At 69.4% G+C, this 18,386-nt stretch carries 16 protein-coding genes and 2 pseudogenes; 9 read left to right on the top strand and 9 right to left on the bottom strand.

Annotated elements, in window-relative coordinates:
* Positions 1 to 37 precede the first annotated feature (37 nt).
* From BFF78_RS09485 to BFF78_RS09470, 4 genes and pseudogenes are all read left to right on the top strand, one after another.
* Entirely contained in the window at positions 38 to 961 is a 924-nt protein-coding gene (locus BFF78_RS09485) for a VOC family protein (RefSeq protein ID WP_069777893.1), read from the top strand.
* 22 nt (positions 962 to 983) lie between these two features.
* Positions 984 to 2,624 (top strand): bifunctional 3-(3-hydroxy-phenyl)propionate/3-hydroxycinnamic acid hydroxylase MhpA, encoded by a 1,641-nt coding sequence (gene mhpA, locus BFF78_RS09480; protein ID WP_069777892.1) that lies wholly within the window; start codon positions 984 to 986, stop codon positions 2,622 to 2,624.
* Between the two features lie 307 nt (positions 2,625 to 2,931).
* Positions 2,932 to 4,236, top strand: a complete 1,305-nt coding sequence (locus tag BFF78_RS09475) for a PucR family transcriptional regulator (RefSeq protein ID WP_159032984.1) — start codon at positions 2,932 to 2,934, stop codon at positions 4,234 to 4,236.
* 168 nt (positions 4,237 to 4,404) lie between these two features.
* Positions 4,405 to 4,975: pseudogene (locus tag BFF78_RS09470) on the top strand (TetR/AcrR family transcriptional regulator).
* A gap of 347 nt (positions 4,976 to 5,322) precedes the next feature.
* Here the strand turns inward: BFF78_RS09470 and BFF78_RS09465 are convergent.
* The 4 genes from BFF78_RS09465 to BFF78_RS09450 form a co-directional block, all read right to left on the bottom strand.
* The gene (locus BFF78_RS09465; RefSeq protein ID WP_069777890.1) at positions 5,323 to 6,054 is read right to left on the bottom strand and encodes an alpha/beta fold hydrolase; all 732 of its coding nucleotides are present in this window, start codon (positions 6,052 to 6,054) and stop codon (positions 5,323 to 5,325) included.
* Positions 6,055 to 6,288: 234 nt separating this feature from the next.
* Positions 6,289 to 6,957 (bottom strand): TetR/AcrR family transcriptional regulator, encoded by a 669-nt coding sequence (locus BFF78_RS09460; protein WP_069777889.1) that lies wholly within the window; start codon positions 6,955 to 6,957, stop codon positions 6,289 to 6,291.
* Positions 6,958 to 7,065: 108 nt separating this feature from the next.
* Complete coding sequence (locus BFF78_RS09455; RefSeq protein ID WP_069777888.1) at positions 7,066 to 8,112, bottom strand: zinc-binding dehydrogenase; 1,047 nt, start codon at positions 8,110 to 8,112, stop codon at positions 7,066 to 7,068.
* 154 nt (positions 8,113 to 8,266) lie between these two features.
* A complete protein-coding gene (locus tag BFF78_RS09450) occupies positions 8,267 to 11,488 on the bottom strand; it encodes a bifunctional cytochrome P450/NADPH--P450 reductase (protein WP_069777887.1) in 3,222 nt (1,073 codons plus the stop codon).
* Positions 11,489 to 11,727: 239 nt separating this feature from the next.
* On the opposite strand from BFF78_RS09450, the gene BFF78_RS09445 reads away from it, so the two are divergent.
* The 3 genes from BFF78_RS09445 (at position 11,728) to BFF78_RS49685 (ending at position 15,314) form a co-directional block, all read left to right on the top strand.
* Entirely contained in the window at positions 11,728 to 12,396 is a 669-nt protein-coding gene (locus tag BFF78_RS09445) for a TetR/AcrR family transcriptional regulator (protein ID WP_227025782.1), read from the top strand.
* Positions 12,397 to 12,769: 373 nt separating this feature from the next.
* Positions 12,770 to 14,278 (top strand): MFS transporter, encoded by a 1,509-nt coding sequence (locus tag BFF78_RS09440; protein ID WP_069777885.1) that lies wholly within the window; start codon positions 12,770 to 12,772, stop codon positions 14,276 to 14,278.
* Between the two features lie 463 nt (positions 14,279 to 14,741).
* Positions 14,742 to 15,314: an amidohydrolase family protein gene (locus BFF78_RS49685; protein WP_335755318.1), complete on the top strand. Its 573-nt coding sequence runs from the start codon at positions 14,742 to 14,744 to the stop codon at positions 15,312 to 15,314.
* A gap of 233 nt (positions 15,315 to 15,547) precedes the next feature.
* Here the strand turns inward: BFF78_RS49685 and BFF78_RS46110 are convergent, their stop codons facing one another.
* The 4 genes from BFF78_RS46110 to BFF78_RS46105 form a co-directional block, all read right to left on the bottom strand.
* The gene (locus tag BFF78_RS46110) at positions 15,548 to 15,736 is read right to left on the bottom strand and encodes a hypothetical protein (RefSeq protein ID WP_159032983.1); all 189 of its coding nucleotides are present in this window, start codon (positions 15,734 to 15,736) and stop codon (positions 15,548 to 15,550) included.
* A 29-nt stretch (positions 15,737 to 15,765) separates the two neighbouring features.
* Positions 15,766 to 16,095 (bottom strand): NIPSNAP family protein, encoded by a 330-nt coding sequence (locus tag BFF78_RS09430; RefSeq protein ID WP_069777883.1) that lies wholly within the window; start codon positions 16,093 to 16,095, stop codon positions 15,766 to 15,768.
* Positions 16,096 to 16,136: 41 nt separating this feature from the next.
* Positions 16,137 to 16,526 (bottom strand): SsgA family sporulation/cell division regulator, encoded by a 390-nt coding sequence (locus tag BFF78_RS09425; RefSeq protein ID WP_227025781.1) that lies wholly within the window; start codon positions 16,524 to 16,526, stop codon positions 16,137 to 16,139.
* Positions 16,527 to 16,897: 371 nt separating this feature from the next.
* Positions 16,898 to 17,380 carry a hypothetical protein gene (locus BFF78_RS46105; protein ID WP_069777881.1) on the bottom strand — a complete coding sequence of 161 codons (483 nt, stop codon included), beginning with the start codon at positions 17,378 to 17,380 and terminating at the stop codon, positions 16,898 to 16,900.
* Between the two features lie 371 nt (positions 17,381 to 17,751).
* Between BFF78_RS46105 and BFF78_RS09415 the strand changes: the two genes are divergently transcribed.
* Positions 17,752 to 17,961: a ferredoxin gene (locus BFF78_RS09415; RefSeq protein ID WP_069783482.1), complete on the top strand. Its 210-nt coding sequence runs from the start codon at positions 17,752 to 17,754 to the stop codon at positions 17,959 to 17,961.
* Between the two features lie 80 nt (positions 17,962 to 18,041).
* Here BFF78_RS09415 and BFF78_RS49065 read toward each other — a convergent pair whose 3' ends face one another.
* On the bottom strand, positions 18,042 to 18,197 hold the full coding sequence (locus BFF78_RS49065; protein WP_237282607.1) for a hypothetical protein: 156 nt from the start codon (positions 18,195 to 18,197) through the stop codon (positions 18,042 to 18,044).
* Between BFF78_RS49065 and BFF78_RS49060 the strand changes: the two are divergent.
* A pseudogene (locus BFF78_RS49060) lies at positions 18,138 to 18,323 on the top strand (cytochrome P450); the annotation flags it as partial. The gene BFF78_RS49065 and the pseudogene BFF78_RS49060 sit on opposite strands and share 60 nt — an antisense overlap.
* Positions 18,324 to 18,386: the final 63 nt, after the last annotated feature.

Genomic DNA, 18,386 nt, shown 5'->3' with positions numbered 1-18,386 from the left:
CACCACCCGCACACTGAAGCTCTTTGAGGAGACTGCCATGGCCCTGCACCGCGTGGCGCACATCACGATCGGGGTGCCCAATGTGGCCGACACCTCGGCCTACTACGCCGATTTCGGACTGACCGACCTCGGCGACGGCCGATTCGCCACTGCCGACGGCGGCGAACAGCTCAAGATCGTTCATTCGGCGCGGCGCCGCCTGGAGGAACTCACCCTGAGCGCCGACGACCAGGACGACCTCGGGCGGATCGGCTCGGCCCTCGACCGGCTCGAGGTGCCGTTCGTCCGGGACACCCACCGCCTGCGCGCGGTCGACCCGGGCACCGAGGTGACGGTGACCGTCGAGGTGCAGCCGCGTATCGTACAGCCCGCCGCCGCGCGGATGCCGTACAACGCTCCCGGGCGGATCGAGCGGACCGGCGAGCGTGCCCCCGGCGTGCTGCGAGAGGGTCCGGTGCGCGTCCGCCGCCTCGGACACGTCGTCCTGGGCTCCACCGACCAGGAAGCCTCCCAGCGCTTCTTCACCGAAGGGCTCGGCTTCAAGGTCAGCGACCTGGTACCGGGCGCGGCGTTCCTGCGGTGCTCCACCGACCACCACAACGTCCTCGTCCAGAAGGCCCCCATCTCCTTCCTGCACCACACCTCCTGGCAGGTGGACGACGTGGACGAGGTGGGACGCGGCGCCACCCGGATGCTGGAGGACCACCCCGAGCGCCACGTCTGGGGTCTGGGCCGCCACCAGCTGGGGTCGAACTTCTTCTGGTACCTCCGGGATCCGGCCGGCAACTTCTCCGAGTACTACTCCGACATGGACTGCATCGTCGACGACCAACTGTGGACCCCCGGGACGTGGGAGGACGCCCGCCTCGCCCTGTACAACTGGGGCCCGCCCGTACCGCCGTCCTTCCTCCGCCCCGAGGACCTCGCCGCGATGATGACCGGCGCGCACGACGCCGGCTGAACAGACGAAAAGGAACGCAATCATGAGCACCTCGACCGAGGGTCTCGCCGCGGAGACCTACGACGTGCTGGTCGTCGGCGCCGGTCCGGTCGGGCTGGCCACGGCCATCCAGCTGGCCACCCGAGGCCACCGGGTCGGCATCATCGAACGCTGGCCGCAGCCCTACCCGCTGCCACGCGCGGTCGTCTTCGACCACGAGGCCGGCCGCATCCTGGCGTCGCTGGGGTTGGACATGGCCGCTGTCAGTGAACCCGCTGTGGACTACGAGTGGCGCAACGGAGAGGGTCAGCTACTCCTCCGTTTCGACTTCTCGGACGACAACTACTCCGGCTGGCCCAACATGAGCGCGTTCAACCAGCCCACCGTGGAAGCGGCCCTGAACGAGCGCGTCCAGTCGCTGCCGGGGATCGACATCCTGCGGGGCTGGGAAGCCGTGGCCGTCCAGGCGGGCCCCACGGCGGTGGAAGTCACCGTGGCGGAGAGCGCGGGAGACGAGCCCCTGCTCCGTGACGGGGTGCGCGCGCAGCGTACCCTCCGGGCCGCGTACGTCGTCGGCTGCGACGGCGCCAACAGCTTCATCCGCTCGTGCATGCGCACCTCGGTCACCGACCTCGGCTTCACGTACGACTGGCTGGTCCTCGACGTCATGCCCCATGACCGGGACCGCGCATGGACGCCACGGAACCTGCAGCTCTGCGATCCGGCCCGGCCGACCACAGCGGTGGTCGGCGGCCCCGGCCGCCGTCGGTGGGAATTCATGCGCCTGCCCGGCGAGTCCATCGCCGAGCTCCACCAGGCCGAGACCGCCTGGAAGCTGCTCGAGCCGTGGGACCTGCACCCGGACAACGCCACCCTGGAGCGGCAAACCGTCTACACCTTCCGGGCACGCTGGGCGGATTCCTGGCGCGACGGCCGGCTGCTGCTGGCCGGGGACGCGGCCCATCAGATGCCGCCGTTCGCCGGGCAGGGCCTGTGCTCGGGCCTTCGTGACGCCATCAACCTGAGCTGGAAGCTCGACCTGGTGCTGTCCGGGAAAGCCGACGACAGTCTGCTGGACACCTACACCACCGAGCGATGCCAGCATCTGCAGAACGCGATCGAGAAGTCCGTGATGCTGGGGAGGGTCATCTGCGAGCCGGACCCGGCCGCGGCCGCCGAGCGCGACGCCCGCATGATCGCCGACCAGCGGGCAGGCCGCGTACCACAAGGAGACCAGTTCCTGGGGACCTTCACCGGCGGACTGCTGGACCGCGACTGCACCGGCGCCACCGCGGAGCCGACCGGGCAGCTCAGCCGGCAGGGACGGGTGCGGTTCAGGGGCCGTACCGGCATGTTCGACGAGACCGTCGGCATCGGGCTCACCCTGCTCACCACCGGTGATCCGCGTGACGGGCTCGACGAGGACACCCTGGCCTGGTGCGAGCAGGTCGGGCTCCGCCTGCTGAGGATCACCGACGACCCGGCGGCGAACGGCCCCGACGACGTCGTCGATCTCGACCGCACCTATCTGTCCGACCTGGCCCGTACGGGCATCGAGGCCATGCTGGTGCGCCCCGACTTCTATGTCTTCGGCGGCGCCAAGAGTACGGCCGACCTCCCGCGTCTGGTCACTGCGCTGCGCGGCGGGCTCACGGCGGCCCCCGCCCCGGAGGTCACCGCTTGAGCCGCCGGTGCCACAGCAGGTGCCCATGGCAGGCCGCGCCGAGCACAGCGACGCGCGGCACGGGGCGGCCCTTCACGCACCGCGCCGCGCCGCCGCGCGGGGTGAGCAACCCCTGCCGGTGAACGGTGCGACCGTGCAGGCCGGCTGCAGGACGCATCCTGCGGCCGGCCTGCACGGCGGCGCTCGTCGTCCTCAGCGGCGGGTCCGCGGCTGCTCGACTCAGCAGGGAAGATATGGTTCCCTGACCTGGGTTGCAGCTGCGAGCGGCCCGCTCGCCCACCTTCCCCGCGACGGAGGGACGAGAAGCGTGAGGGGACAGTGGCTCCAGTGGTTGCGGCCGGACCCCGGCCGCCTGACCGAGCCCGTCCTGTCACCGGCGGAACTGGCCGCGGCACGCACGGAGCTCGGCGCGGGCCCGGTCGAGTGGGCGCTCCAGAGCGCCGACGCCATCGCGGAGGAGGTCCTCAGGAAGGTGCCCGAGCACGGCGGCGGTCCCGCTGCCGCGACCACCTTGCGGCGTGTGACCCAGTCCGTGGTGCTGACGGGCCTGCACCTGATGGCGTCCGACATCGGCCGGCCCCTCCCCACCCTCACCGAGGAGGCGCTGGAAGGATGCCGGGAGTTCGCGCGCCGCGGCATCCCGCTGGAGCTCGTCCTGCGGGGGGTGCGGCTCGGGCACGCGCAGCTGGCGCGCGGCCTGGCAGCAGCGGTCGAGGAGCACGTCCCGGCCGACCAGCGTCTGGCCGAGCTGCGCCGGATCGACGACCTGATGTTCACCTACGTCGACGCCCATTCGAGCGTGATGGCCGAGGAGTACATCGCCGAACGGGACCGCTGGCGCGGCAGTGACGAAGCCGCCCGCCGCGCCGTCATCGACGAACTGCTGGCCGGCCGCCCGGTCGACCGGGAAGCCGCCGCCCTGCGTCTGCGCTACGACCTGTCAGGCACGCACGTGGCCGCGGTGCTGTGGGGCGACGACAGCGCCACCGCCGCGCCCGCCGCCCAACGGCTGCACCACGCGGCCTCGACCATGGGCCGCGCCCTGGGAGCGGCCAGGACGCTCGTCATCCCGGCTCACGACAACCATGTGTGGGCATGGTTCGCCGTCAGCGGCACGACCGACGAAGACCACGTCCGGCACCTGCGCAGCTCCCTGCCCGAGCCGGCAGGAGTGCGTGCGGCTCTCGGCCCGCCCGCACCAGGGCCCCACGGCATGCGCCGCAGCCATCTGGGGGCGTTGCAGGCACAACGGATGGCCTCGCACGCGTCGGGCTCCTGGCTCTGCGACTACCAGGACATCCGCTTGGCGGCCCTCGTCACGGCCGACCCCGAACACGCACGCTGGTTCGTGCAGGAGGTCCTCGGGCCGCTGGCCTCCGAGGGGGCCCGCCTGGGTGAGCTGCGCGAAACTCTGCGCGTCTACCTCGCCGAGGAACGCAGTCCCCGCGCCGCGGCCGAACGCCTGCACGTAGCCCGCAACACCGTCACGTACCGCGTCAAACGCGCGGAGGAACTGCTGCCCGTCACCACCACGGCAATCAGCTCGCTGGAGGTGCGCGTGGCGCTCGAAATCGCGGCCGCCTCGCCCCTCGGCCCATCGGTCAGGAGCTGAGCTCGAGTACAAGGTGCCGTGACGGACGGTCCGCCAGACGGAGTCGAGGGCCGGAGCGGCTGCTTCCGCCGCAACCCTTCACCCCCGTGGTGTGACCGGACCGGTTGGCGAACCACGCCGCTTGCCGTACGGACGGCGCGGGCCCGCGCCGAGACCCGTCAGGCATTGATCCGTGCGGCCCGACAGATCCTCGCGGAGACCGGGGACACCAGCGCCAGCGTCCAGGCCATCGCCGAGCGCGCGGATGTCGGTTTCGGCTCCTTCTACAACCACTTCGAGTCCAAGACGGAGCTGTTCGACGCGGCGGTGACGGACGCGCTGGGAGGAGTTCGGCCAGGTCATCGACGAGCGTGTGGAAGGGATCGAGGACCCCGCCGAGCTGGTTGCGGCGGGTTTCCGGCTCTCCGCCCGGATGACGGACTCCCACCCCGAGCTCATGCGGATCCTGCGCGACCGCGGCCTGGCCCACATCCACTCCGAGAGTGGCCTGTCGCCACGAGCACGTCGCGACCTGGAACGCGGCATCGCCTCGGGCCGCTTCACCGCTGCCGACCCCATCACAGCCCTGTCCGCCCTGGGCGGCACCCTGCTGTCCCTGGTGGCTCTGAGGCTGGGACGCCCCGACCTCGACGGCGACGAGGCCGCCTCCGACCTGGCGGAGATGGTCCTGCGTATGCTCGGGCTCCCGCCGGAGGACGCGCACGAGGTCACGCGGCGCCCGCTGCCCGATCTCCTCTGAGGGTCCGGATTGGCGCGCCGCCGCTGGCCAAGTCGGCTGGGCCCCGTGCTACGGCACCGTTGCCCTGCAGGCCGGGGCGTAGGAGATCCACGAGGTCGTGAACACCGATGACACGTGGCGGCCCAGGCTTGCGACCTGTGACGGCGTCATTGGCTAAGCTCCACGGCGTTATCGCCAGTCCGAGGGGACATAGCGTCGCCACAGCGAGGCTCCGGCCGTCTTGGAATGAGCGCCCGCCCCGCTCGGCGGGATGCACGGCGGTGCGGGAGCCCTCCCGTGGGTGCCGGGCGGCATGGGGCCAGCGCCGCCCGAGATGCACCCACGGGCGCTGTTGCGGGACGCGCCAGTCACCCCCGGGAGCTGCTCCAGTGGTCCTCGAGGGCGGCGGCGACCTCGGTCGGCTTCTGGATCGGCGTCCAGTGGCTGCTGTCCAGCCTCAGAAAACGGGTGGCGCGCACGGACGCGGCCATCTTCTCGCCGAACTCGACGGGGCAGACTGGGTCGAACGCCCCCCAGAACACCAGGGACGGTCCGGTCAGGTCCGCGAGATCCGGTTCCCACTCCGCACCGACCGTCAATGCGGAGCGGTACAGCTTGAGAATGCTGTCGCGCATGGTCTCGTCCACGCGGTCGGCCGTCTGTTCGGCCAGCCCAGCCGGGATCTGGAGGTTGTCGGTCAGGTCCTTGGCGAACGCGCCGGGGTCGTACTCCTTGGCCCAGCGGTCGCCCGCGACCGGGTCCTGCCACAGCTTGGCCAGTGGATGCCAGACGTACTCGGCGCTGACCGGACCGTTGCTGCCGGCCCACGTGCGGATCAGATCCGGCCGTACACAAGCCACGCGCGCGGTGAGGAGGCAGCCCCAGTCATGGCCGACCAGGTCGACCGGCTCGCCGAGTGCCTCCAACCGCTCGATGAGCCAGGAGACGTACTCCTCCTTGGTGCAGTGGAAGCCCTCGGGTCGCGGCGAACCGAAACCGGGCAGGTCCCAAGCCTCCACGTCGCTGCGGGTCAGGTGCTCGCGCACGCCGTCCCACACGTGGTGGGTGTCGGGTACGCCGTGGATCAGAATGGCAGGCATGAATGAACTCCTACAAGGATGGATATTTTTATTGAGAAGCGAAGAAACGGCACAGAGCAGGTAAAGATGCCGAAGCCTCGTGCCGCGGGTCAGGGTCTTCGCTCCCACGTGGACGGGACCCGAGTGGCGCGGCACTTCGTGCCTGAGGCGTTTCGATCCACACTGGTCAACGAGTCGGTACAACTGCTCCGACCGGGGTGACCACCAGTACCGCGCAGCCAGGCGGCGTTCCGGTCATGTCATGGCTGCATCTGGCTGCAGCACAGACACCACTTGGTCATGCAACACGGCTCGAACCCGGCGTGATGCGGTCTGTGGTGCTACGCCGGCGGCGACGAGGAACGCGGTCGCCGCGGCCTCACCCGTGGGGTCCGCCCAGGTGGACGTGGTGTTCTCCTCGGCGAGGGCCAGCATCAGTGCTTCCAGCGCTTGTGCGAGGACGGGTGCGGGGACGTGGTTCGCGAACACGCCTTCGTGCTGGCCACGCCGTATGGCCGCGATGGCCTCATGGCGGGCAGGTGCCAGGGTGGCGCGGATGGCCTCCTCTCCGAGGTGGCGGCGACCGAGGGAGATGAGCATGCGGTACTGGTCGCCCACCGCCCATGCCGCCAGGGCCATCCGCGCCATCTCCTCCAGCGGATCAGCGCCCGGGATGCGTGTCATGGCGAACGCTTGGCGAAGCGCCTGGGCTGCTTCCTGCGCCAACTCGGTGATGAGCGCCTGCCGGTTGGAGAAGTGTCCGTAGAAGGTGCGCCGCGCGAGGCCGGCAGCCACAGCGATGCTGTCGAGACTTGCGTCGGGGTCGTCCCGCAGTTTCCGTCGAGCGGTGGCGAGAATGCGTTGACGGTTCGCGCGAGCGTCGCTGCGCTGCGGTGCGCGGCCCGGGGTGTCGGTCGTCTGCATGGTTCTGTCTCTCCGCGGTTGCCGGAAAGCCGTGGGCGCCGGTGTTCCCTCACGCACCGGCGCCCACTCACCCCTGCCCAGGGTGGCTTGTCGTCCTGCTGACGGGCGTCAGGGGACGAGGATGAGGCGGATCGGGTCGCCGATCTTGTTCTCCAGACGACTGACCGCGTCGGCCGCGTCGATGAGGGGGATGTGGTCGGTGATGGAGGGGGCGAGGTCGAGGCGGCCGGCCGCGGTCAGCTGTACCAGCTCGGAGACGGACTCGGGGAAGCCGCCGTAGTGGCCGCGCACCTGCTTCTGCAGGTAGTTGAAGGTCAGGCCCTCGGTGATGGTCAGTGGCCGGGGTGTGATGCCCACCAGGATCAGGGAGCCGCCGAGGCCGAGTACGGAGGCGGCCTGGTCGCGGACGGCGGGGACGCCGGCGCAGTCGAAGGCGAAGTCCAGGCCGCGTCCGTCGGTGGCTGCGCGTACCTGGTCGGCGAAGTCGGGGGCTGCCGGGTCGAGCGCGAGGTCCGCGCCGAAGGCGAGGGCGCGTTCGCGGGCGCTGGGCAGCGGGTCGACGGCGATGATCGGGGCGGCGCCGACCAGGCGGGCGAGGCGTACGTTGTGCGCGCCGACTCCTCCCACCCCCCAGATGCCGACGGACTGGGCGGGACGGACGCCCGCGGTGGCGACGACGGCGGCGTAGGGGGTGGAGACTGCGTCGGGGATGATCGCCGCCTGGTCGAAGGGGAGGCTGTCGGGGATCGGGATGAGGGTGTCCTCGCGGGCGATCACGTACTCGGCCCAGCCGCCGTCGTAGTCGATGCCGGCGGTGAGCATCTGGGTGCAGGGGCGGCGGCGCACGCAGCCGGCGCACCGGCCGCAGGTCTTGCCGGCCTCCAGGGTGACGCGGGTGCCGGCGGTCAGGCCGCGCTTGAGGTCGGGGCCGAGGGTGTGGACGACGCCGGAGACCTCGTGGCCGACGGTGACCGTGTCGGAGGTGGCGAACAGCGGGACGAGGGAGCCGTCGAGAAGGTGGACGTCGGAGAGGCAGACGCCCGCGGCCTTGACTTCGATGAGGACCTCGCCCGGCCCCGGCACGGGGATCGGGACTTCCTCCACGGCGAACTTCTTGCTGTCCAGATGGAAGCGTCCGGCGAGCATGGTGTCCATGAAGGTCTGCTTTCTGTGACCGGCACCGCCCGATGATCCGGGACGCTGGGTGCCATGGGGTGCGTGAGGGGCTTGTGGTGGCCGGGAGGCGTACGGCCGGCAGCGGGGGATGCCGCACGCCTCCCGGCGGCTGGGGGAGTGCGCCTTGCGGCGGTCAGGCGAAGACGTCCTGCTGGTAGCGCTCGTCCGCTTCGAGCTGGGCGAGCCACTGCTGGGCGGTCTCGTCGTCGCTGCCGGTCTTCTGGCGGTGGATGGCGGCGAGGGCCTCGCGGACGGCGGGGGCCATGCGGCGGCCGTCACCGCAGATGTAGATGTACGCGCCGTCCTCGATGGCTTGCCACACCGTGTCGGCGGCGTTGGCCATGGCGTTCTGCACGAACCGGGCCGGGTGCCCGGTCACCGCGGAATAGGCGGTGTGGATCTGGGCGATGCCGGCCTGCTCCCAGTCCTGCATCTCCTGCTTGTAGAAGTAGTCGTGCTCCGGGTGGCGGCAGCCGACGAAGACCTGCGACAGGCCGACCTCGGTGCCGTTCGCGTGCTGTGTCGCCCGCTCCTCCAGGAAGCCGCGCAGCGGCGCGATGCCGGTGCCGGGGCCGATCAGGATCAGCGGTGTGGCGGGGTCGGCGGGCGGGGCGAAGGTGGGGGAGGGCACGCGGACGTAGCCGTAGACGACGTCTCCGGGTTCGAGGCCGGCGATGTAGGAGGAGCAGGTGCCGCGGTACTGGCCGTCGCCGGACAGGGCCGGGCCTTCCAGCAGGCCGACGGTCAGGCGCACATGGCGCGGGTTGGCGGACGGGGCGGAGGAGATGGAGTAGAAGCGCGGGCGGATGGGGCCCATCATCTCCAGGAAGACAGCCAGCGGCAGCTCGACCGCGGGGAAGCGCTCCAGCAGGGCCAACACGGAGACGCGCTTGCCGAGGATCTCCTTGCTGTAGTGCTCCTCGGCTTCCTGGGTGTCGGCGGTGTACGCCTGGAGCTGCGGCCGGGTCCATGGGCACTCGGTGTGCTCGGCGAGCGTTTTGATCTGGGAGCGGGTGGCCACGTCCTGCAGCTCCAGGAACTCGGTGAGCAGGATGCCGGCGGTGACCGGGGTGCCGACCGGCAGGTGGGTGCGGCCGCCTGCGGGCTGGTCGAGCCGGAGCACCTGGTCGTAGTCGACGCCGAGCCGCCTCAGGGCGCGCTCCACCAGGGCGAGTTCGTTCTTGGCGAAGACGGCCAGGTGGTTGCCGGTGTCGTAGGTGACACCCTCGGGCAGCTCGACGGTGATGGACTTCGCGGACGGGCGCGGCGGCTCGATCTGGAAGTCCCACAGGCCGGTCGCGTCGGCCACGAGCTCCTCGTTGGCCACCACCGTGAGCGGGTACGCCTGCTCGGAGACGATGGCGGGGCGCACGTCGGACTCGGTGAGCAGCTGGACCTGGTAACGCGGGCCGCTCGCCTCGGAGGTGTCGGCGGCGTACTCCTCGGCCAGAGTGGCCCACAGGGTGTCCATCCAGCGACTCGCCATGCCGTCGAAGTCACCGGCGGCGTCCGCGATGCCGCGCTCGACGACGGGCGTGGCGCCGGCGGCCAGCAGACCTTCCTCGATCCGCCTGGGGAACGCCTGGTAGGTGGCCACCCACTGGGTGTTGCCGGCGCCCAGCAGCGCGAACCGCACGTTCGCCAGCGAGCCCTCGGGCAGGCCGGCGGCGAGCAGGTCGTCGAAGCGCTGGGCGTTGTCGGGTGCCTTGCCGTTGTAGCTGGCGGCCACCACGGCGAGCAGACCCTCGGTGGGCAGGTTGTCGCCCAGCTCGTCCAGGCTGATGAGGGTGGTGCCGAAGCCGGAGCGCTCGCCGCGGTCGGCGATGGTGCGCGCCAGGTCCTCGCACGAACCCAGGCTGGAGCCATACGCCACCGTCAGGTTCACACCCACACCGCTGACCGCTGCCTGGGCCTGGGTGTCGTCGGGCTGCAGGTCCGCGGCGCCGAAGACGGTCCGCTCGTGCTCCTGACGGCGCCGGACGATCAGCTCGAAGTTGCCGGGCTTGCGCGTCAGCGCCTCCCGCACGTCCATCGCGTAGTCGCTGGTGTCCGAGAACTTGAACTTCTGCAGCACCAGTGTCAGGGCCAGGCGGGCCTCGGTGAGCGCGAACTGGCGGCCGATGCAGGCACGAACGCCGTTGCCGAACGGCTTGTAGGCGTGCGGGTGCTGCTGGGCCCGGTTCTCCGGCAGCCACCGGTCGATGTCGAACTCGTCGGGCCGCTCCCACGCCTTGGGATGGGTGTGCAGCGGGCCTTCAAGGATGCTGACCCGTGTGCCCTTCTTCAGCTCGTAGCGGCCGCCGATGACGGTGTCGTCGATGGGCGCCTTGGCGATCATCGGGATGGGAGCCCACAGGCGCAGGGTCTCCTCCAGGATCCGCGGGATCACGTCCAGCTGCATGATCGTGTCGTAGTCCGGCACGGTGTCGCCGGGCAGCAGGCGGTCGACCTCGGCATACGCCTGGGCCAGGACATGCGGGTTGCGCATCAGCGAGTACGTGGCGAACGACAGCAGACCACTGGTGGTCTCATGCCCGGCGATCAGGAACGTCAGCACCTGGTCACGCACGTTGTCGACGTCCAGCCGCTTGCCGGTCTCCGGGTCGGTGGCCTCAAGCATCAGGCCCAGCAGGTCGTCCTCAGCGCTGCCCTTGCCCTCCTGGCGCTCCTTGATCACGCTCTCGACCAGCTCGCGCATCACCTGGACGTTCTCGCCGTACTTCTTGGCATCGGCCCTGCGCAGCTTGGTCATCATCGGCAGTTCCTGAGAGCGCCGCATCGACTCGGTCAGCGCGCCCAGCATCGCGTTGAGGAACGGGTGCAGCTCCTCCTTGTCGAAGGAGTCGAACCGGTAGCCGAACCCCGACAGGGCGATGGTGTCCAGCGTCAGGCGGGTGTAGTCGTCGGTGATGTTGACCGGCTTCCCTTCCCGGCGCTCCCACTTGCCCGCCAGGTTCTGGGCGATCTCCAGCATCTGCCCGAAGTAGTTCCTCATGGCCCGCTGGCTGAAGGCCGGCAGCAGGATCCGGTGTGCCCTGCCCCATTCCTCTTCGTGCTGGTGGGCGGTGAACAGGCCGGCGCCGGCGAAGTCCCGGATGTGGTGCAGCGGCGTCTTGTCGATCTGCTTGAAGAACCGCGTCTCGTCGCTGACCTCGGCCACCAGGTCCGGGTCGTAGACGAAGACCTGCTCGATGCCGGCGATGTCCATGCCGTAGATGCCCTCGGGGAACTGCTTGGACAGCTCACCGAAGTACTCCACCGGATTGGTGTCGGGGATCTGCGGCGTGTTGCCGAGGAGGGGGATCCCCCGCGGGGACCGGATGGGGCGAAGGTCGTTCGCGGTGTTCGTGCTCATGGCTTGCTCCTTTGTACGGAGAGAGGGGGAAGGGCAAGGGCGCCGGTCGATGCCGCGCTGCACGACAGAACCATACGTCGTATGGCATCAAAACCATACGCGGTACGGAAAGCGGAGTGCAACCCGGGTGGGCAGGTGACCGCTGTGAGGAAGCTCATTTCCGTACGACGTATGGAACTGATACCGTACGTGGTATGGAAAAGCCGAGGCGTCCCCCGCGGGGCACAAGGAAGAGAGACGTGCCTCTGACCGAGGCCGGGATCTACGCCGCCTCCCTGCGGCTCATCGACGCGGACGGGGTCGAGGCGCTCACCATGCGCAAGCTCGCGACCGTGCTCGATGCGAACCCGATGTCGCTGTACCACCATGTAGCGAACAAGGAAGCCGTGCTGCGCGGCGTGACGAGAATGGTGGGCGCCCAGTTCCGCACCGTGACGCTGGAGGACGCTCCCTGGCAGGAGCGGATCCGCCTGCTCGCCACGGACTTCCGGACGCTGGCGCACCGGCACCCCAAGCTGATGGCCTACTCCTTCAGCCACCAGCCCGACTTCATCCAGCCCGACGACCCGTTCTGGACCGCGCTCACCGCGATCGTGGCGGCTGCCGGAGTGCCGCAGTCAAAAGTCTCGGAGATCGCCGCGCTGATGGTCGCCGTCGTAGTCGGTGTCCTCAGCGCCGAACTCAACGGCTCGCTTCACCAGTGGGCGAACCTCACACCCCCCGGCCCCGACATCGACGAAGAGGAAGCCGCGGACGCAGATCCCGGCCCTGCGGCTGCAGCGCATGAAGGCCCTGATCAGGACCACATGTTCCGCCTCGTGCTGGACACGCTGATCACGGGCCTGGAAAGCCGGCTCACCGGCGATCGTGACGGGCCAGGGCGCCGACCGCTGACCCGATCATCCTGAGGCGCTGTGCCCCAGGCACTCGCACCTGAGCCGCGCCCGCAGTCGGGCGACGCCAGGGCTGCGACACGGCGGAGCCACCCCCGTGACATCGGGGAAGACCGCCCGACGGGGTGGTTCCACAAATCCTGCACGGCAGCCCTATGCCGACGCTGCGTGCAAAGGGCGCGTGTTCGTAAACCTTTCTGAGGCAGGAAATCGTCGGCCTCGTCGAGCTGCATAACCGCGCCTCCGTTCACCGAGGCGGGCAGCCGCCGACTGCTCCCGCCCGTGAGCGCGAAGTGGCGCCCCGTACCGCATGAGCCGTACCGGATCACTCCATCCGTTCTTTTCCCTCTTACGCCATCCCCCACCGCTGTCTGGAGGGCTGCCCCCCATGTCCCAGAACGCCACCGCCGCTGCTCGCGGCGCCGAGACCGCACCTGAGAATGTGCCCGATAGCTCGCATCAGCGGCGCTGGTGGATTCTGCTGGTCGTTTCGCTGTCCATGCTGATGGGCGTCCTCGACGGCACCATCGTGAACATCGCCCTGCCGTCCGCCCAGCACGACCTGGGCTTCTCCGACGCCTCTCGGCAGTGGGTGGTCACCGCCTACGCGCTCGCCTTCGGCAGCCTGCTGCTACTCGGCGGCCGGGTCACCGACCTGGTCGGGCAGAAGGTGACGTTCCTGGTGGGTCTGGCCGGCTTCGCGGCCGCTTCCATGGTCGCAGGCGCGGCGAACGGATTCGCCATGCTCGTCATCGCGCGCGCCGTGCAAGGGCTGTTCGCCGCGCTGCTGGCCCCGTCCGCCCTCTCGGTTCTGATGACCACCTTCACCGATCCCCGGGAACGGGCGAAGGCATTCACCGTCGCGGGCTCGGTCGCCGGTGCCGGCGGAGCCATCGGCCTGATTCTCGGCGGCGTGCTGACTCAGTACCTGGACTGGCGCTGGACCATGTACGTCAACGTGATCTTCGCGGTGGTGGCGTTCGTCGGTGGAGCGGCCCTGCTGCACCGCACCCCGCGCGACACGTCCTCCAAGCTCGACGTCCCCGGCACCCTGCTGGCCTCCATCGGCCTGTTCTGCCTGGTCTACGGATTCTCGAACGCCGAGACAAACGGCTGGGGTTCGGCCGCGACCTGGGGCATGCTGGCGGTCGGCGCCGTACTGGTGGCCGTCTTCGCCTGGTGGCAGGGCAGGGCGGCGCATGCGCTGCTGCCCCTGCGGGTCCTGCTGGACCGTAACCGCGGCGCCTCCTTCGCCGCCCTCTTCGTCACCGGCGCGGGCATGTTCGGCGTGTTCCTGTTCCTGACCTACTACCTCCAGCAGAGCCTCGGTTACAGCGCCCTGAACACCGGCTTCGCCTTCCTGCCCCTGATCGTGGCCTCGTCGTCCGCCTCCGCCGTGGCCAACAATGTCCTGGTACCGCGCATAGGGCCGAGGCTGGTGGTGCCGCTGGGCATGGCTATTGCGGCCGCCGGGCTCGTCTGGATGACCGCGCTGGACCTGAACAGTGGGTACGTGACGCAGGTACTGCCCCAGCTGGTGCTCGTCGGCATCGGGCTGGGCACGGTCATCGCGCCCGCCATGAGCCTGGCGACCTCCGGCGTGGCGGCAACCGATGCCGGCGTCGCCTCGGCCGCAGTCAACACCCTTCAGCAGATAGGCGGGTCCATCGGTATCGCCTTGCTCAGCACGATGGCATCCGACGCCACCACCGGCTATCTCTCCGGCCGCAACCCCGAGGATCCCGGCGTCCTGGCTCAGGCCGGCCTGGAGGGCTATTCCACGGCCTACTGGTGGTCGGCGGCCGTCTTCGTCACCGGCCTGGTCGTCACAGCCCTGCTCTACCGCCAGGGTGTGCCCCAGCAGGGCGAGAACGCCGCACCTGTCGTGCACATGTAGGGGGCAGAAAGTGCCGACGGTATCAAGCATCCCGACGGGATGCCCGGCTGGCCCGCGTGGAGCGTCGCAGATCATCTCGGCATGATGCCGTGCCAAGGGATCGACAGGTCCTACCTGTCGATCTCCTCGCCTGGCGTGCACTTCGGGGACCGCAAGAAGGCCCGCGCCCTCGCAAGTGAGTTCAATGAGTTCGGCGCCCGGCTCCGCAGGGAGGGCCCGAAGCGGTTCGGTCTCTTCGCCTCCCTGCCCCTGCCGGACGTCGAGGGCTCGCTCGCAGAGGCCGCCCACGCGCTCGACGTCGTCGGTGCGGGCGGATTGGTGGTGGAACCAACCACCATGCCCATTACCTCGGTGACCCCGGTTCGAGCCGCTCTGGGAGGAACTCGACCGCCGCAGCGCCGTCCACGTTCACCCCACCTCAGCGCCCCGCGCCGACGAGCTTGCTCTTGGCCGGCCACGACCGATGCTGGAGTTCCTCTTCGACATCGCCCGCACTATGAGCGACCTGCTCCTGCAAGGAGTCCTCGCCCGCCGTCCGCGGATCAGCTGGATCTTGACACACGGCGGAGGTGTGCTGCCGCTGCTCGCCGACCGGATGGAACTCTTCCGCGCGCACGTCGGCGGAGGCGTCGTCGACGCGCCGAGCGCCGTCCAGCAGCTCGGCCTCCTCTGGTACGACGTGGCCGGCACGCCCTTTCCGCGCCAGATCCCGGCCTTCGACGCGGCCATCGGCACCGAGCGTCTCCTGCATGGCTGCGACTATTGCTGGACACCCATCGACGCGGTGCTCGCTCAGGTCGCCACCGTCGACTCCGCGCTGCAGCCGTCCGCCACGTCACTACCTCACTTCACCACCGGCAACGCCCGCAACTTGTGCGGCACCGGTCATGAGCAATTGGGTCTGACGACCGCGGTCGCCACGACAGCACCGCGGTCCGCGCCGGGACGCCGCAACGGTGCACGACGCCGACGAGCACTTCATCACCGCTGCCCTGCTAGACATCCCCGATCAGGGCCCGCAGGCCGAGATGCTTAGCTGCGGCCATCCCCCGCCCCTGCTGATCTGTGGAGACCAGGTGACCGTCCTGTACTCCCGCCGGCCCGGGCCCCCGTTGGGCCTGTGCGCCCTCTGCGTCAGGAGGACAGCACCGACCCGTTCACCTTGGAACCTGGTGACATGGTGCTGCTCTACACCGACGGCGTCATCGAAGCCCGCTCACCCGCCGGAGCCTTCTACCCGCTCGCCAACGGGTCGCCTTCTTCCCCGCCTCAAGCCCCGACGCGCTGCTGCACCACATTCACCACGACCTGCTCGAATACACCGCAGGGCGACTCACCGACGACGACGCTTTCCTGATCATCCAACGCACCCCTTCGCGTCATCTGCACCGGCCGCACCTCATGTCCGGTGCCGAGGGAACTGCCTTGTGACGAGACCTGTTGGACGCCGGCCGCCATGGCCGAAGCATCCGGTCGCGCGAGAACCCTCAGCGCAAGGGTGAGTCGGCGGTGGGCGTCAGCGCGGTCTCGGTGACGCCGACGATCTGGCTGAGGTCGAAGCCCTCCATGTCGGCAAGGAATTCCGGGCTGGCCAGATACGCCAGTAGCCGCTCCTGCACGTCGTCGCCGTCCCGGTAGGAGACGAGGGCGTACAGCTGGGGCGTCTCACTGCCGGGAGCCGCGGGTACCGTCCAGACACCGTGCGTGGTGATCCGGTGCTTCGACATGCCGGGAATGTGCTTGGACCAGATGTTCGCGTAGGCGACGAGCGCCTTGCGGCTGCACAGCGTGTAGACACGAAGCTGGTACTGGGACATGAACAGTCGATCCTTTTCTGTCTGAGCATGATGATCAGTGGTCAGCTTTGCGAGAGCAGGTATGCCAGTTCGGCGTCCCAGTCGATGCGCTCCGACTCGGTGCCCCGTGGCACCACGGTCTCCGTGCGCTCCAGGAAGGTCTTGACGTCGTGTACGGGGACCTCGACAAGGGCGGTGCCCGCGCGAGACCCCAGAGCGATGTACATCGCGGGGTCACCACGGTTGGCGGCTGACCAGATCCGGACGTCCCCATGACCTGCGCAACCGTTCAGGCCGTCGGCCAGAAGGTCACGTCCCAGGACCCATTCGACCGGCTCGTCGCTGTGGACGAAAAAGGCGGCACGGACGACGTAGGGATCTGCAGGCTCGTACCGCAGCCGCATGCACAAGGGCTGTGAGTAGGTGCGCGAGACGACGAGCTGCGCGGTCACCGCCCGAACCACGGTCCTCAAAGACTCCATGGGCATTCACTCCAAGGCACCCCCCTTGCCTCGGCTGCGCCCCGGGCTCGTGGCGACAAGCACGCATCGAATCAGGAGGTGTTCAGCAGGGCCCGGGCGCCGGACAGCATCGGCGGACCGTGCGGGTCGTGGCGTCGCGGAAGTTGCGCGACGCGCGCCTGTGGCACCTGGTGGTGCCACAGGCAGGTTCAGAGGGAGCAGGGAGCAGGCCCTCACTGGATCACCCGCCCGGGCGGCGGGCAGGGGACCGCTGATCCGTGACCAGCGGTCGCATTCCCGCCGCCGACAGGCACCAAGGTGAGAGGTACAGCCTCCGCTCAGGGGCACAGGCGGGACCTGTCTTACCAGTCACCGTGGTTCCGGCCGTAGTGGTCCCATCCGTAGGAGTCCCAGCCACCGTGGTTCCGGTAGTAGTGGTCCCAGCCGAAGTAGTCCCGGTCATCGCGGTTCCAGTCGTGGTGGTCCCAGCCCCGGCCGTCGCTCTCGTAGCGGTTCCAGTCGTGCCGGTAGGACCTCTCGGACTTCCACCCGCGCCCCTCGTCGTCCCAGCGGTAGCAGCGACCGTCGCGGCTGTGCCAGAGAGAGCCGGCGACATGGTCGTCGTGGTGCCAGCCACGGTTTGCGTCCCAGCAGTAGCCCTGCTCGATCAGGTAGCCCACGCCGTGGTCCCAGCGGTAGTCGGCGGGGTTGACCTCGGCTGACCGCTGGACGTGTACGGAGGCGGGAGTCGCGGCCGAAGCGGTGCCCCCGGCACCGACAACGGCGACACCCGCGACCGCCACGGAGGAAACGGCGACAGCAATCCGCTTCGTGAGCTTCTTCATGATCTTTCCTTCCGGTTGGTGCGGTCTGCACCAACGGCTGCTTTTGCAGGCGATGTGTAGCGCCTGGCGTTGTGTGGCGTTGTCCGTCAAGCAGTTCCATACGCTGTATGGAACCGCCCTGCCAGGATAACCATACGGCGTATGGAAATGGGGTGGCGGTGACAGTGACTCGGGTCACTCGGACCACCTGACCGAAGGGATGTATCTGAACGCTTCTCAGCAACTGGAAGGTGGTTGCCGGGAGTTCGCCTCCTTCCCCCTCACCCTGCTGGCCCGAATACCAGCTCTCCATCACAAGGCATGTAGGCACTCAGCTCTGGCCCCATGCTGGAGATGAGGGGGGTGTGACAACGGAGGAAGGCGTGGTGGAGATGCGGACCGTTGTCGACCTCACACGCTGTCAGGGGTATGCGCAGTGCGTGTTCCTCGTCCCTGAGGTGTTCGAGCTGCACGGGGAGGAGGGGCTGCTGTGCGCCACGGCCGTCCCGGACGACCAGGTGGAGCGGGTGCGTCAGGCCGCGGCGGCGTGCCCGGTGCAGGCGATCCTCCTCGGGGAAGAGGTGAGCACCGGTGCCCGGTGACCTGAAAGACGGCCGTATCGTCATCGTCGGTGCGTCGCTGGCCGGGCTGAGAGCCGCGGAGGCGCTGCGCGAGGAGGGCTTCACCGCATCCCGAGCAGCTGGACCGGCTGCGCCGCGACCCCGAACTGCTGCCGCGAGCAGTGGAGGAACTGCTGCGTAACGAGCCCCCGGTCCACATGCGCGAGCGCATTCCGCACGCCGACACCGACGTCGCCGGCACTAAGATCCCGCAACACGCGTCCGTCATTCTGGTGCTGGCCTCAGGCAACCGCGACCCCATGCGGTTCCACGAGCCCGACCGGTTCGAACCCACCCGCCCAGACAACCAACACCTCGGCTTCGGCAGCGGTATCCACCTCTGCTACGGCGGACACCTGGCCCGGATCGAGGCATGCTTCGTGCTCAGCGCGCTGCTTCCCCACCTC

This window comes from Streptomyces fodineus, assembly GCF_001735805.1.
In the GTDB taxonomy this organism is placed as follows: domain Bacteria; phylum Actinomycetota; class Actinomycetes; order Streptomycetales; family Streptomycetaceae; genus Streptomyces; species Streptomyces fodineus.
This window is presented reverse-complemented; position numbering and strand designations above follow the sequence as displayed.

Coding starts and splice junctions, on each gene's coding strand:
- BFF78_RS49685 (WP_335755318.1), top strand. CDS start 14,742: ATGCTGGAGTTCCTCTTCGACATCGCCCGCACTATGAGCGACCTGCTC.
- BFF78_RS09450 (WP_069777887.1), bottom strand. CDS start 11,488: ATGAGCACGAACACCGCGAACGACCTTCGCCCCATCCGGTCCCCGCGG.
- BFF78_RS09440 (WP_069777885.1), top strand. CDS start 12,770: ATGTCCCAGAACGCCACCGCCGCTGCTCGCGGCGCCGAGACCGCACCT.
- BFF78_RS09455 (WP_069777888.1), bottom strand. CDS start 8,112: ATGGACACCATGCTCGCCGGACGCTTCCATCTGGACAGCAAGAAGTTC.
- BFF78_RS09415 (WP_069783482.1), top strand. CDS start 17,752: ATGCGGACCGTTGTCGACCTCACACGCTGTCAGGGGTATGCGCAGTGC.
- BFF78_RS09485 (WP_069777893.1), top strand. CDS start 38: ATGGCCCTGCACCGCGTGGCGCACATCACGATCGGGGTGCCCAATGTG.
- BFF78_RS46105 (WP_069777881.1), bottom strand. CDS start 17,380: ATGAAGAAGCTCACGAAGCGGATTGCTGTCGCCGTTTCCTCCGTGGCG.
- BFF78_RS09430 (WP_069777883.1), bottom strand. CDS start 16,095: ATGTCCCAGTACCAGCTTCGTGTCTACACGCTGTGCAGCCGCAAGGCG.
- mhpA (WP_069777892.1), top strand. CDS start 984: ATGAGCACCTCGACCGAGGGTCTCGCCGCGGAGACCTACGACGTGCTG.
- BFF78_RS46110 (WP_159032983.1), bottom strand. CDS start 15,736: ATGGCGGCCGGCGTCCAACAGGTCTCGTCACAAGGCAGTTCCCTCGGC.
- BFF78_RS09460 (WP_069777889.1), bottom strand. CDS start 6,957: ATGCAGACGACCGACACCCCGGGCCGCGCACCGCAGCGCAGCGACGCT.
- BFF78_RS09465 (WP_069777890.1), bottom strand. CDS start 6,054: ATGCCTGCCATTCTGATCCACGGCGTACCCGACACCCACCACGTGTGG.